Genomic DNA, 12,241 nt, shown 5'->3' with positions numbered 1-12,241 from the left:
TCGTCAGTCGATACGCCCTCTCGGCACGACCCGGACATGTGGCTGACGCGTAACCGAGACGAAAAAGCCGCCCGCATCGAAAGATGCGGGCGGCCTTCGTTTTTCGGACTCTGCGAGTCTGCTACCTCACGGGCGGGCGAACAGGAGGGCGCGCTTGACCTCCTGGATGGCCTTGGTGACCTCGATGCCGCGGGGGCAGGCGTCGGTGCAGTTGAAGGTGGTGCGGCAGCGCCAGACGCCTTCGACGTCGTTGAGGATGTCGAGACGCTCGCGGGCGCCCTCGTCGCGGCTGTCGAAGATGAAGCGGTGGGCGTTCACGATCGCGGCCGGGCCGAAGTAGCTGCCGTCGCTCCAGTACACGGGGCAGGAGGTGGTGCAGCAGGCACACAGGATGCACTTGGTGGTGTCATCGAAGCGGTGCCGGTCGGTCTGGGACTGGATGCGCTCGCGGGTCGGCGCGTTACCCGAGGTGATCAGGTACGGCTTCACCGCGCGGAACGCGTCGAAGAACGGCTCCATGTTCACCACGAGATCCTTCTCCACGGGCAGGCCGCGGATCGGCTCGACGGTGACGGTGAGCTCCTTGCCGTTCTTGGGCAGCATATCGCGCATCAGTACCTTGCACGCCAGCCGGTTCACACCGTTGATGCGCATGGCGTCCGAACCACAGACACCGTGCGCGCAGGAGCGCCGGAAGGTGAGCGTGCCGTCCAGGTAGGACTTGATGTAGATGAGCACGTTCAAGAAGCGGTCGGTCGGCAGGACCGGCACCTGGAACGAATCCCAGTGCGCGCCCTTGTCGTCCTCCGGGTTGAACCGGGCGACCTTGACCGTCACCATGGTCGACCCGTCGGGCACGGGGGCCGGCTTCTGCCCGGCCGGGGCTTCGGCTACAGCAGTCATCAGTACTTACGCTCCATCGGCTCGTAACGGGTCTGCACGACCGGCTTGAAGTCGAGCTGGATGTCGGCGATCAGCTCCGCCGGCTTACCGGGCTCGACCTGCTTGTACGCCATGGTGTGGCGCATGAAGTTGACGTCGTCGCGGTCGGGGTAGTCCTCGCGGGCGTGGCCGCCGCGCGATTCCTTGCGGTTGAGCGCGCCCACGACGGTGACCTCGGCCAGCTCCAGCAGGAAGCCGAGTTCGACGGCCTCGAGCAGGTCGCTGTTGTAGCGCTTGCCCTTGTCCTGCACGGTGATGTGCTGGTAACGCTCCTTGAGCGCGTGGATGTCGGTCAGCGCCGTCTTGAGGGTCTCCTCGGTGCGGAACACCGCGGCGTTGGCGTCCATGGTGACCTGCAGGTCGGTGCGGATGTCGGCGACCCGCTCGTTGCCGTGGTCGCTCAGCAGCAGCGCCAGCCAGTCCTGCACCATCTGCGCCGGGTTCTCCGGCAGCTCGACGAATTCGGTGCGGGCGGCGTACTCGGCGGCGGCGATGCCCGAGCGTCGGCCGAACACGTTGATGTCCAGCAGCGAGTTGGTGCCCAGGCGGTTCGAGCCGTGCACCGACACGCAGGCGCACTCGCCGGCCGCGTACAGGCCGGGGACCACGTCGGTGTTGTTGCGCAGCACCTCACCGCGGATGCGGGTCGGGATACCGCCCATCACGTAGTGACAGGTCGGCATGACCGGCACCGGCTCCTTCACCGGGTCCACACCCAGGTAGGTGCGGGAGAACTCGGTGATGTCGGGCAGCTTCTCCTCGAGCACGTCCTCGCCGAGGTGGGTCACGTCGATGAAGACGTAGTCCTTGTTCGGGCCGCCACCGCGACCCTCGAGGACCTCCTTGACCATCGACCGGGCCACGATGTCGCGGGGCGCGAGGTCCTTGATGGTGGGGGCGTAGCGCTCCATGAAGCGCTCACCGGAGGCGTTGCGCAGGATGCCGCCCTCACCGCGGACGGCCTCGGAGATCAGGATGCCCAGGCCGGCCAGGCCCGTCGGATGGAACTGGTGGAACTCCATGTCCTCCAGCGGCAGTCCCTTGCGGAACACGATCGCCATACCGTCACCGGTCAGCGTGTGCGCGTTGGAGGTGGTCTTGTACATGCGGCCGGAACCGCCGGTGGCGAAGATGATCGCCTTGGCGTGGAAGACGTGGATCTCACCGGTGGCCAGCTCGTAGGCGACCACACCGGTGGCGACCGAACCGCGGTCGGTCTCGGTCATCACCAGGTCGAGCACGTAGAACTCGTTGTAGAACTCCACGTCGTGCTTGACGCAGTTCTGGTAGAGCGTCTGCAGGATCATGTGGCCGGTGCGGTCGGCGGCGTAGCAGGCGCGGCGTACGGGCGCCTTGCCGTGGTCGCGGGTGTGACCGCCGAAGCGACGCTGGTCGATCTTGCCTTCGGGCGTCCGGTTGAACGGCAGGCCCATCTTCTCCAGGTCCAGCACCGCGTCGATGGCCTCCTTGGCCATGATCTCCGCGGCGTCCTGGTCGACCAGGTAGTCACCACCCTTGACGGTGTCGAAGGTGTGCCATTCCCAGTTGTCTTCTTCGACGTTGGCCAGCGCGGCGCACATACCGCCCTGAGCCGCGCCGGTGTGGCTGCGGGTCGGGTACAGCTTGGTCAGCACGGCGGTGCGAGCCCGGGGGCCGGCCTCGATCGCCGCGCGCATCCCCGCGCCACCGGCACCGACGATGACCACGTCGTAGCGGTGTTCCTGAACCGGACGGGATTCACTCATCGCGGAGGCGTTCCTAACTGATGTTGGGGTCGAAGGTGAAGATGACGTAGGTGCCCACGCCCATGATCAGGATCATGGCGACGGCCAGCAGGGTCTTCAGCCAGAAGCGGGTGGAGTCCTTGCGGGAGTAGTCGTCGATGACCGTGCGCAGGCCGTTGCCACCGTGCAGCTGCGCCAGCCACAGCATGGCCAGATCCCAGCACTGCCAGAACGGGCTGGCCCAGCGGCCGGCCACGAAGCCGAAGTTCAGCCGCTTCACGCCGCCGTCGAGCATCAGCATGATCGTCATGTGGCCCAGCACCAGCACGATCAGCAGCAGGCCGGAGAAGCGCATGAACAGCCACGCGTACTTCTCGAAGTTGTTGCCGGAGGAACGGCGCGGGGTGCGCGGCGAGTCGAGGCTGGCGGGCCGGTCGTAGGACTTGCCGAGAACAGGTGCGGTCATATCAGTGCTCCGTCAGCAGGTAGAAGAACTGGCGGCCGACGCCGGCGGCGGAGACCAGAACCCAGATGGTGAGCACGATCCACAGCATCAGGCGCTGGTACTTGGGGCCCTTGGACCAGAAGTCCACCAGGATGACGCGGACGCCGTTGAGCGCGTGGAACAGCACGCAGACGACCAGGCCCATCTCCATGAGGGCCACGACCGGGTTCTTGTAGGTCTCGATGGCCCGGTCGTAGGTGTCCGGGCTGACCCGCACCAGAGCGGTGTCGAGTACGTGGACGAACAGGAAGAAGAAGATCGTGACACCGGTGATCCGGTGCATCGCCCAGGACCACATACCCGGGTCGCCGCGGTACAGGGTCTTCCGCTTCGGCTGGGCCGGAGCTTCCAGTGTGGTCGTCATAGAGTGCGGTGCCTCCAACGTCGTTGATGGACACGCCGGCGAGCCGGCAGTCGGATCCGGTCGCAGCTTCGGCATACGCCGAGCATGTGAATCTGGAGAAACACCAGCTCATCTCGGGCGCTGACATCCGGAGGCGGTGGCCGGCGGTGCGTTGCCAAACCTGGACCGATCTGTGGAGAACTCTAATCCCCGGCGATTCGCGGAACTAATTCGGCGTGCCGTGCGTTGACCCTCCAAGCGGGGAGTTAGGTTTGCCTTGCCTGAATGTTCGACAGCGTCTCGATGCCATTTCTACGCTGTCATATCAACCATTCGAGCGGAGGTCCGATATGCCGGAAATCGATTGGGATTCCCTGCGTCGCAACGCATTTCGAGTAATGCGTAATGCGTATGCGCCGTACTCCGGCTTTCCGGTCGGCGCCGCTGCTCTCACGACCGGCGGTTCCATTGTGAGCGGTTGCAATGTGGAAAATGTCTCATACGGGCTCGGCGTCTGCGCCGAAACTGTACTCGTCGGTAACTTTTGTTCTGCCGGCGGCGGCCGTTTGCTGGCGATCGCGGTCTGTGATTCGCACGGGGAAATCCTGATGCCCTGCGGACGGTGCCGGCAGGTGCTCTACGAGCATGGCGGGCCCGAACTGCTGGTCGACCATCGCGACGGCCCGGTGCCGCTGGCGAGGTTGCTGCCGGACGCCTTCGGGTCGGACGATCTGGCCGCCGGCCGGACATGATGTGAATTTCCGCACCCCGAACGGGATCTGGAAGGCTTTTCGCCATGACCCATACGGCGGTATCGGTGATCGCGGCCAAGCGCGACGGTGCGGAACTCGACGACGAGCAGATCGACTGGGTGGTCGACGCGTTCACCCGTGGCGAGGTCGCCGACGAACAGATGTCGGCCCTGGCGATGGCGATCGTGCTGCGCGGCATGACCCGCCGCGAACTCGACCGGTGGACCGCCGCGATGATCGCCTCCGGCCGGCGGATGGATTTCACGGACCTGCCCCGGCCGACCGTCGATAAACACTCCACGGGCGGGGTCGGCGACAAGATCACCCTGCCGCTGGCGCCGCTCGTGGCCGCCTGCGGGGCGGCGGTCCCGCAGTTGTCGGGCCGCGGCCTGGGTCATACCGGCGGAACTCTGGACAAGCTGGAGTCGATTCCGGGCTGGCGGGCCGATCTGGACCCCGCGCGGATGCGCTCGATCCTCACCGATCCGGAGATCGGCGCGGTGATCTGCGCGGCCGGGGCCGATCTGGCGCCGGCCGACAAGCGCTTGTACGCGCTGCGCGATGTGACCGGCACGGTGGAATCGGTTCCGCTCATCGCCAGTTCGATCATGAGCAAGAAGATCGCCGAGGGGACCGGCGCACTCGTCCTGGACGTGAAGGTCGGCAGCGGCGCGTTCATGAAGAACTTCCGTGACGCCACCGAATTGGCCACGGCCATGGTCGAATTGGGCACCGACGCCGGGGTGCGAACGGTCGCGTTGCTGACGGCGATGGACACTCCGCTCGGGCATGCGGCTGGGAATGCGCTCGAGGTCGCCGAAGCGATGGAGGTGCTGGCCGGGGGCGGCCCGGCGGATGTCGTCGAACTGACGGTCGCCCTGGCGCGAGAAATGGTGGCGCAGGCCGGAATTCACGATGTCGACCCCGCCGATGCGCTGGCCGACGGCCGCGCGATGGATCGCTGGCGGGCGATGATCGCGGCGCAGGGCGGCGATCCCGATGCGCCACTGCCACGGGCGCTGCATACCGAAACCCTGGTGGCGCAGGAGTCGGGCGTCCTCACCCGGCTGGATGCGATGGCGGTCGGCCTCGCCGCCTGGCGGCTCGGCGCCGGACGCGCGCGTCAGGGCGATCCCGTCCAGTTCGGCGCGGGCATCGAAATGCATTGCAAGCCAGGTGATTCGGTGACGGCCGGGAAGCCGCTGTTCACGCTGCACACCGATTCCGAAGCGGCCGTTCCCGCGGCGATCGCAGCACTGCGGGCGGGATTCGACATCGGGCCGGTCGCGCCGGTCGCGCATCCGCTGATCCTCGGCCGGATCGGGCTCTGAGCCGGTATCGATGACCTGTCTATTGTGCCAATAACTAACGGCACGTCGTCTGGGTTGCTATTCTGTGCTCGCACGACCGCAGAATCCGGCTGGTAGCACCGCCTGCGTGCGGACGGCATTCGATTGCCTAGCGAAGGACGTGTGCTCGTGGGTGCTGTCGCTCTCGGACTCATCTTCGTGTTCATCCTGGCCGCCGGCGGATTACGGTCCGTCGAGGTCGGCTGCCAGAACACGCAGAAATTCCATCTGAAGAACATGTGGCTGTGCGCGGTGGTGTCCTACGCCGTCGCGCTGGCCGGATTCTCCGTCTTCCTCGTGATCTCGACCGTGGTCTCGCACTCGCCGTGGCCGACATGGGCCGACGTGGAACGAATGCCCTGGTGGGCGCCGTTCGGTGGGCTGATCGGCGGTGTCGCGGTACTCGGCATGATCACCGTGGCCAAATATGTCGGTGTCGCCACCTTCAACGCCGTGGTCATCGTGGCCGAAATGCTGGTCGCGCTGGTGATGGACGATGTGGGTGCGATGGGTTTCGCCGAACGGCACGCGACCCCGCCGCGGCTGCTGGCGGCCGCGCTGATCGCCGTCGCCGTCTATCTCATGGCCGGCGATTCCCGTGAGGCCGAGCCCCGGCAACCCGAATTCGTGCCGGCGGGGGAGGCGGCGCGATGACCGCCCGCACCACAGTCCGGCCTGCGACGCTCGGCCGCGGGGCGATGATTCTCGTCTTCGTCCTGATGCTCGTCGGCGGCGCCCTGCGCTCGGTCGAGGCCGGATGCCAGAACTCACTGAAACTCGCCCTGCACAACGTCTTTCTGTGCGGCGTGATTTCCTACGCGGTGGCGCTCGCCGGTGTCGGCGCGATATTCGCTGTGACACTGGCGATTTCACCGCGGCAGCCGTGGCCGTCCCGGGCGGATCTGAAGACGATGCCACGGTGGGCTCCCTTCGGAGGGCTCACCGGCGGCGCCGCCATCTTCGCGATGATCACCGTGGCCTCCAGCGTCGGGGTGAGCACGTTCAATGCCCTGATCATCGCCGGTCAGATGCTGCTCGCCGTGGTCATGGACCACTTCGGTGTCATGGGTTTCCCGCGCCGTCCGGTCAGCGCGCAACGACTGGCGGGCTGTGCGCTGATCGTCGTGGGCGCCTATCTGATGGCGAAGTACTGAGCCGGGTCCGGCTACGCGCGGGCGACCATCGGGCAACGACAGCCCGGCGGGTAGATGCACACCGGCGCAAGTTGCCTGCGCGGGCCCGCGAATGCGGATAGCGTCGTTACATGACTGGACCGATGCCTTTGACTCTCGCCTCGATCCGCCAGGCCCCCAAGGCCGTGCTGCACGACCATCTCGACGGTGGCCTGCGTCCCGCGACCGTGCTGGAACTGGCCGAGGATTGCGGATACGACCAGCTACCCGCCACCGACGCGGAGGCGCTGGCGCACTGGTTCCGCGAAGCGGCCGACAGCGGATCGCTCGAGCGCTACCTCGAGACCTTCGCCCACACGGTGGCGGTGATGCAGACGCCGGAGGGGCTGCGGCGAGTGGCCCGCGAATGCGCGCTGGATCTGGCCGCCGACGGCGTGGTGTACGCCGAGGTCCGCTTCGCGCCCGAACAGCATCTCGAACGCGACCTCACCCTCGACGAGGTCGTCGAGCACACGCTGGCCGGGTTCCACGAGGGGGAGCGGCTGGCCGCCGAAGCCGGCACTCCGATCCGGGTGACCTGCCTGCTCACCGCGATGCGTCACGCCGCCCGCTCCCGTGAGATCGCCGAACTGACGGTGCGCTTCCGGGACCGCGGCGTCGGCGGATTCGACATCGCCGGCGCCGAGGCGGGGTATCCGCCCTCGCGGCATTTGGACGCCTTCGAATACATGCGGGCCAATTGCGCGCAGTTCACCATTCACGCCGGGGAGGCGTTCGGACTGCCGTCGATCCACGAGGCGCTGGCGTTCTGCGGCTGCGATCGGCTCGGGCACGGGGTGCGGATCACCGACGACATCTTCGACAGCGACGGCGCCGAACCCACTCTCGGGCTGGTGGCCAATTACGTGCGTGACAAGCGGATTCCGCTCGAGCTGTGCCCCTCGTCGAATGTGCAGACCGGTGCGGTACCGGCTCTGGACAAGCATCCGTTCGACCTGCTGGCCCGGTTGCGGTTCCGGGTCACGGTCAACACCGACAACCGGCTCATGAGCGATACCGACATGAGCCGCGAGATGTTGAAGCTGGTGGAAACCTTCGGCTACGGCTGGAGCGATCTGGAACGGTTCACCATCAACGCCATGAAGTCGGCGTTCATCCCGTTCCCGGACCGGCTGCGCATCATCGACGAGGTGATCAAGCCCGGTTACGCCGTGCTGATCGGATGACGACTGCGCCTCGGGAGCCGGCTAGCCCTTCTCCAGCCGGTTCTCGAAGGCCTGCTCCAGGGCCCGCCAGCTCTCGGCCTCGGCGGTGAACGGCGGACTCGGCGCCAGCCGGGTCGGGTCCGGCTCCAGCAGGTAGGAGACGTACCAGCCCAGCGGCGTCGACTTCGCCAGCGCCTGCTCGACCGAGTCGTCGCCGACGTAATCGGCTGCGTCGGTGAACAATTCGACCGCCAGATCGAGCTGATCGATGTCGACCGACTTGGGGCCCTGCCCCAGATCGTCGGCCAGCCCCGGCAGCACGTAGACGTTCTCCTCGGTGACCTCGACCTCGAGCGATCCGTCGACCGCCGCCGTGCGAACCGCACCGTAGGTGCTGACCCGCGCCAGATCGTGGTCGTGATCGTCGGCCAGGTAGCGGGCCAGCGCGCGTTCGGAGGGGAAGACGGTGATGGTGCCGTTGGCGCCGAGGAACACCGGCTCGTCGTCCAGATAGCAACGCAGGGTGAAGAATTCGCCCTCGGAGGTGACGATCTTGACCGGGTCGATGCCGACCTCGTGCCAGAAGGTCTCCTCTTCGTCCTCGTCGTCTTCCTCGTCGGTGTCCTCGTCCTCGTCGAGGTCGACCGGTTCGATGTCGTCGTCGTCGGTGTCGGCGACGTCCTCGGCATCGACGACGTTCTCCTCGGCGGCCAGCAGTTCAGCCTCGGCCACGGCCAGCGCTTCGGCATCGACCTCGGGCGAGGCCACCACCGAATCGATGGCGTCGACGACCTGATCCCAGTCCTTGGCGATCGCGTTGCCGACCTGATCCCACAGCTGTTCGCCGTCGCGGCCCACGAACGCGGTCACTCCCGCCGGCAGTGCGCCGAGGACGGGGTGCGAGCCGAAGAACTTGGTGACCACCTCGAGTTCGCACACCTCGCCGATGGTGCGGACCATCTCGAGGGTTTCTTCCAGTTCGGCGATGGTCTCCGGGTCGGGTTCACCGGCCGCGAGCTCCGGGACGCCGACCAGATCGAAGACGTGCTCCTCCTGGGGCTCCAGCTCGGCGGCGGACAAGCCGACGACGACCTTCCAGGACGGATGGTCCACCAGATCGTTGTCGTCGTTGGTCCGGATGAACGCGGCGAGCTCCGCGGGGGAGTCGAATCCGTAGAGCTCGTCCTCGTGACCGAGGAATGCCTCCCACTCGTCGTCACCGTCTCGCCAGCGCGGTGCCCACAGGGTGACCAGATCGCCGTCGGTGAGACCGAGCTCGATCGGGACGATGTCTCCAGAAGCCATGAACGGAAGCCTATCGAGCCGTTGCCTTCGACACTATTCGGCCCGCCCCCCAACGTTTCCCGATTCGGGTGCGGTGAAGGCGGAATTCAGGGTGGCGACCACCTCGGAGCGCTGCTCTCCCGCATTCTGCGCAGCTTGCTGGCACGCCCAGATGATCAACTGGCCCACCTCGGCCGGAGAATGCGAGGTGACGGCCTCGGACAGATCCAGGCCCACCAGGGCGCCGTCGCTGTCGACCTCGACGCTCACCGAACCGTCCTCGGCGGTGAAACGACCGCGCACGTTCTTGAGGTTGTAGAGCGCGGCCTCGAGGGCCTCGAGTTTATTCGTCGCCGCGGCGACGAGGGCATCCATTTCCGCGCTCACAAGGCGTCCTTTCCGCTCATACGGGCCTCATCCAGCTGGTGGGTCCGGTGTCTTCGTCGTCCATGCGATCGAGTTCGTCGACGGCTTCCTGGCGGGTGGGCAGGCCCAGTTTGTCCAGGATCTCGGTGGGCATGCCGGATTCCGCGAGCAGTTCGCGCCGGCGGGCCTTGGCGACGATCGCCGACCGCTTGGTCAGCCGCAGGATCTCCGCGGCCAAAGCCTGTGCGCCGTAACGGTATTCACTGCGCTCGAATTTGATCTCCACCGGAATGCCCTGATCGGTGGCCCGCACGCTGATGGTGCCGGCGCGATTGGTGCTGGCGGCGACCGTGACGCTCGGGATCTGCTGCTGCGGCTGGCTCATGACGTCGGCCTGTAGAACCCGTGGAACGCCATTCCCATGTTCTCCGTTCGAATCGAGTCGATCTGCACCGGATCACCGGCCTCGACCATCTGTCCGTTACCGACGACCATCGCGACGTGACCGTCCCAGATGGCCAGATCGCCCGGCATGACATCGCCCGGGCTCACCGGTGTCGCGCCGGCGCTCTGATCGCAGGCGAGGCGGGGCAGGTCGACGCCGGCCTCGCCGTAGGCCCACTTGGTCAGGCCGCTGCAATCGAGCCCGGCCCCGGGGGTGTTGCCGCCCCAGACGTACGGCGTGCCGCAGGCGCTGATCGCCGCCTTGACCGCCGTGGCGGCCTTCTGATTGGGCGCCTCGACCTGGCTGCCGTCGGGCAGCGTGATCATGACGCCGCCGTGGCGGCCGGGCTTGTCGGCTCCGGACTGCTGGGCTCCGGGAGTTTTCGTCGCGCCCGAGCTCGATCGCGACTGCGTCGCCGCCGAGGCCGGGGTGGTCATGCTGCTCATCATCGAACCGCCGCTCGACACCAGCCCGCCGAGCAGTGAACTGGCCGTCTGCGCGCCGGTGCTCAGCGCGGGCGCGGCGACCGAGGCCGCGGCCACCGGGGTACCCGCCATGGACGGCGTCGGCGGGGGCGGGGTCAGTTCGGTCATCGAGGTGGTGTGCGTGTCGAGGTCCGACCGCACCCGGCCGACCACACTCAGAGCCTGGCCGAAATGGTCGATCGCGGAGTTGACCACGGTGATCAGTCCCGGAGGAGTCGTCAGCGCGGGCCCCAGCGCCGTCACCGACTGCACGAACGACTGGACGATTCCGTCGAGTTCCTTCTGCCCCGTCTGCACCGTGGCGGCGGCCTGGCTGACCACGTCGGCCATATCGTTGCCGCGATCCGACATCGTGGCCGCCGAGGTCTGCACCTTGAGCGCCTTGTCCATCGCGGCGTCGCCACCACCGCCGTTCCAGGCGTTGGTCATCTGATTGATGCTCGCGCTGCCGGCCTGGTGGATTCCGTCGAGGTGGGTGGACACCTGACGCAGCGCGTCGGCCGGGCCGCCGGCCGGCAGCACACCGGAGCCGAAGCTGGTGAGCAGATCGATGAGTGGTTGGGCGAGTGCGTCGAGATCGATGACGCCCGTCATCCGATCGGGCCTTCCGCGGCGCGCAGTGCGGCGGCGTGGGCGGCGTCGGTTTCGGAGTAGGTGGCGGCGGCGCCCGTCGCGGCGGCCCCCACGCTGCCCATCACCGCGGACAATTCGCCGATCCCCGCGACATGCCCGGCATGGGCAGCGGCATAGGCAGCGACGAAATCGCCCCCCACCAGTCCGAAGATCGGGCCGAGCAGGAGCGGGTCGGCCCCGGCGGCGCCCGCCGCGGCAACACCCATTTCACCGGCCAGTCCCGCGGCTGTGGCACCGTAGGCGGCGACGCCCTCGGTGTCGACCGAGATCTTGTGCATCAACATCCCCCATCGTGCTGGTCTGGTGGCAGATTACGTCATCCGAGTAGTTCGACGCATGCTCCTGCGCAACGGTTCCCACTCCGGTTGCGGAAATCCGCCCTCGGTTGGCGAATTCGAAGCCCGACAGACCTTATCGTTCCCTCATGCGTACGCATATCGTGGAACACCCGCTGACGGCCACCCTCCTGACGGCCATGCGCGATGCCCGCACCTCCAACGCGGGTTTCCGGGCGGCACTGGCCGATCTGACCGGATTCCTCGTCTACGAAGCACTGCGGGAAGCCCCGACGCACACCTTCGACATCGACACCCCGGTCGCGCCGACCCGGGGCACCCGGCTCGCGAAACCACCACTGCTCGTGCCGGTGTTGCGCGCCGGCCTCGGCATGGTCGACGCCGCCAGTGCGCTGATTCCGGAATCCCGTGTGGGTTTCGTCGGCGTGGCGCGCGACGAGCAGACCCATCGTCCGGTGCCGTACATGGAATCGCTGCCCGCGGATCTGTCGGGCCTACCGGTCTTCGTCCTCGATCCGATGCTGGCCACCGGCGGATCCATGCGCCACACCCTGGAACTGCTGTGCGCCCGCAACGCCACCGACATCACCGCCGTCTGCGTCGTCGCCGCCCCGGAAGGTATTGCCGCGCTGGAGAAATCGGGCCTGCCGGTGCGATTGGTGACCGCCGCGGTCGACTCCGGACTCAATGCGGACGCCTTCATCGTGCCGGGCCTCGGCGACGCCGGGGACCGGCAATTCGGTCCGCGCCACGACTGAGGTCGCCCGCCGCTGGGCTCA

General features: G+C 67.2%; 15 protein-coding genes. 6 read left to right on the top strand and 9 right to left on the bottom strand.

Annotated features, from left to right (window positions below; all coding sequences use genetic code 11):
• Positions 1-126: 126 nt before the first annotated feature.
• The 4 genes from C8258_RS16635 to sdhC are packed head-to-tail and all read right to left on the bottom strand — an operon-like array spanning position 127 to position 3,535.
• Positions 127-903: a succinate dehydrogenase iron-sulfur subunit gene (locus C8258_RS16635; protein ID WP_036498394.1), complete on the bottom strand. Its 777-nt coding sequence runs from the start codon at positions 901-903 to the stop codon at positions 127-129.
• Complete coding sequence (sdhA, locus tag C8258_RS16630; protein ID WP_106955939.1) at positions 903-2,687, bottom strand: succinate dehydrogenase flavoprotein subunit; 1,785 nt, start codon at positions 2,685-2,687, stop codon at positions 903-905. Before sdhA ends, C8258_RS16635 begins: the two co-directional genes overlap by 1 nt.
• Positions 2,688-2,700: 13 nt before the next feature.
• Complete coding sequence (locus tag C8258_RS16625; protein WP_030513572.1) at positions 2,701-3,132, bottom strand: succinate dehydrogenase hydrophobic membrane anchor subunit; 432 nt, start codon at positions 3,130-3,132, stop codon at positions 2,701-2,703.
• 1 nt (position 3,133) lies between these two features.
• Positions 3,134-3,535: a succinate dehydrogenase, cytochrome b556 subunit gene (gene sdhC / locus C8258_RS16620; RefSeq protein WP_051024341.1), complete on the bottom strand. Its 402-nt coding sequence runs from the start codon at positions 3,533-3,535 to the stop codon at positions 3,134-3,136.
• Positions 3,536-3,864: 329 nt separating this feature from the next.
• On the opposite strand from sdhC, the gene C8258_RS16615 reads away from it, so the two are divergent.
• The 5 genes from C8258_RS16615 to C8258_RS16590 all read left to right on the top strand — a co-directional run bounded on the left by C8258_RS16615 (position 3,865) and on the right by C8258_RS16590 (position 7,974).
• Entirely contained in the window at positions 3,865-4,266 is a 402-nt protein-coding gene (locus C8258_RS16615; protein WP_106955938.1) for a cytidine deaminase, read from the top strand.
• A 44-nt stretch (positions 4,267-4,310) separates the two neighbouring features.
• Positions 4,311-5,597, top strand: coding sequence for a thymidine phosphorylase (locus C8258_RS16610; RefSeq protein ID WP_106955937.1), 1,287 nt, complete (start codon positions 4,311-4,313; stop codon positions 5,595-5,597).
• 147 nt (positions 5,598-5,744) lie between these two features.
• On the top strand, positions 5,745-6,269 hold the full coding sequence (locus C8258_RS16600) for a DMT family transporter (RefSeq protein WP_158271266.1): 525 nt from the start codon (positions 5,745-5,747) through the stop codon (positions 6,267-6,269).
• A complete protein-coding gene (locus C8258_RS16595) occupies positions 6,266-6,769 on the top strand; it encodes a DMT family transporter (protein WP_106955935.1) in 504 nt (167 codons plus the stop codon). Before C8258_RS16600 ends, C8258_RS16595 begins: the two co-directional genes overlap by 4 nt.
• Before the next feature lie 110 nt (positions 6,770-6,879).
• Positions 6,880-7,974: an adenosine deaminase gene (locus tag C8258_RS16590; protein ID WP_036498398.1), complete on the top strand. Its 1,095-nt coding sequence runs from the start codon at positions 6,880-6,882 to the stop codon at positions 7,972-7,974.
• Positions 7,975-7,995: 21 nt separating this feature from the next.
• Here the strand turns inward: C8258_RS16590 and C8258_RS16585 are convergent, their stop codons facing one another.
• From C8258_RS16585 to C8258_RS16565, 5 genes are read right to left on the bottom strand one after another with little or no spacing between them, the layout of a single operon-like run.
• Positions 7,996-9,258 (bottom strand): primosomal protein, encoded by a 1,263-nt coding sequence (locus C8258_RS16585; RefSeq protein WP_106955934.1) that lies wholly within the window; start codon positions 9,256-9,258, stop codon positions 7,996-7,998.
• Between the two features lie 33 nt (positions 9,259-9,291).
• Complete coding sequence (locus C8258_RS16580; RefSeq protein WP_030513580.1) at positions 9,292-9,624, bottom strand: YbaB/EbfC family nucleoid-associated protein; 333 nt, start codon at positions 9,622-9,624, stop codon at positions 9,292-9,294.
• A 16-nt stretch (positions 9,625-9,640) separates the two neighbouring features.
• Positions 9,641-9,988: a hypothetical protein gene (locus tag C8258_RS16575; RefSeq protein WP_036498400.1), complete on the bottom strand. Its 348-nt coding sequence runs from the start codon at positions 9,986-9,988 to the stop codon at positions 9,641-9,643.
• Positions 9,985-11,127 carry an NlpC/P60 family protein gene (locus C8258_RS16570; RefSeq protein ID WP_106955933.1) on the bottom strand — a complete coding sequence of 381 codons (1,143 nt, stop codon included), beginning with the start codon at positions 11,125-11,127 and terminating at the stop codon, positions 9,985-9,987. The genes C8258_RS16575 and C8258_RS16570 overlap by 4 nt, the downstream gene beginning before the upstream one ends.
• Complete coding sequence (locus C8258_RS16565) at positions 11,124-11,444, bottom strand: type VII secretion target (protein WP_036498448.1); 321 nt, start codon at positions 11,442-11,444, stop codon at positions 11,124-11,126. Before C8258_RS16565 ends, C8258_RS16570 begins: the two co-directional genes overlap by 4 nt.
• Before the next feature lie 146 nt (positions 11,445-11,590).
• Between C8258_RS16565 and upp the strand changes: the two genes are divergently transcribed.
• Positions 11,591-12,220, top strand: a complete 630-nt coding sequence (gene upp / locus C8258_RS16560; RefSeq protein WP_036498402.1) for a uracil phosphoribosyltransferase — start codon at positions 11,591-11,593, stop codon at positions 12,218-12,220.
• The last annotated feature ends 21 nt before the right edge of the window (positions 12,221-12,241 follow it).

Origin of the sequence: Nocardia sp. MDA0666 (assembly GCF_003023875.1) — a bacterium.
GTDB classification, from domain to species: Bacteria; Actinomycetota; Actinomycetes; order Mycobacteriales; family Mycobacteriaceae; genus Nocardia; species Nocardia aobensis.
The sequence above is the reverse complement of the archived record's forward strand: the minus strand, read 5'-3'. Positions and strand labels throughout refer to the sequence as shown.

Bases quoted from the DNA above. Each gene is read 5' to 3' on its own strand.
- C8258_RS16635 (WP_036498394.1), bottom strand. From the start codon at position 903: ATGACTGCTGTAGCCGAAGCCCCGGCCGGGCAGAAGCCGGCCCCCGTG.
- sdhA (WP_106955939.1), bottom strand. From the start codon at position 2,687: ATGAGTGAATCCCGTCCGGTTCAGGAACACCGCTACGACGTGGTCATC.
- C8258_RS16625 (WP_030513572.1), bottom strand. From the start codon at position 3,132: ATGACCGCACCTGTTCTCGGCAAGTCCTACGACCGGCCCGCCAGCCTC.
- sdhC (WP_051024341.1), bottom strand. From the start codon at position 3,535: ATGACGACCACACTGGAAGCTCCGGCCCAGCCGAAGCGGAAGACCCTG.
- C8258_RS16615 (WP_106955938.1), top strand. From the start codon at position 3,865: ATGCCGGAAATCGATTGGGATTCCCTGCGTCGCAACGCATTTCGAGTA.
- C8258_RS16610 (WP_106955937.1), top strand. From the start codon at position 4,311: ATGACCCATACGGCGGTATCGGTGATCGCGGCCAAGCGCGACGGTGCG.
- C8258_RS16595 (WP_106955935.1), top strand. From the start codon at position 6,266: ATGACCGCCCGCACCACAGTCCGGCCTGCGACGCTCGGCCGCGGGGCG.
- C8258_RS16590 (WP_036498398.1), top strand. From the start codon at position 6,880: ATGACTGGACCGATGCCTTTGACTCTCGCCTCGATCCGCCAGGCCCCC.
- C8258_RS16585 (WP_106955934.1), bottom strand. From the start codon at position 9,258: ATGGCTTCTGGAGACATCGTCCCGATCGAGCTCGGTCTCACCGACGGC.
- C8258_RS16575 (WP_036498400.1), bottom strand. From the start codon at position 9,988: ATGAGCCAGCCGCAGCAGCAGATCCCGAGCGTCACGGTCGCCGCCAGC.
- C8258_RS16570 (WP_106955933.1), bottom strand. From the start codon at position 11,127: ATGACGGGCGTCATCGATCTCGACGCACTCGCCCAACCACTCATCGAT.
- C8258_RS16565 (WP_036498448.1), bottom strand. From the start codon at position 11,444: ATGCACAAGATCTCGGTCGACACCGAGGGCGTCGCCGCCTACGGTGCC.
- upp (WP_036498402.1), top strand. From the start codon at position 11,591: ATGCGTACGCATATCGTGGAACACCCGCTGACGGCCACCCTCCTGACG.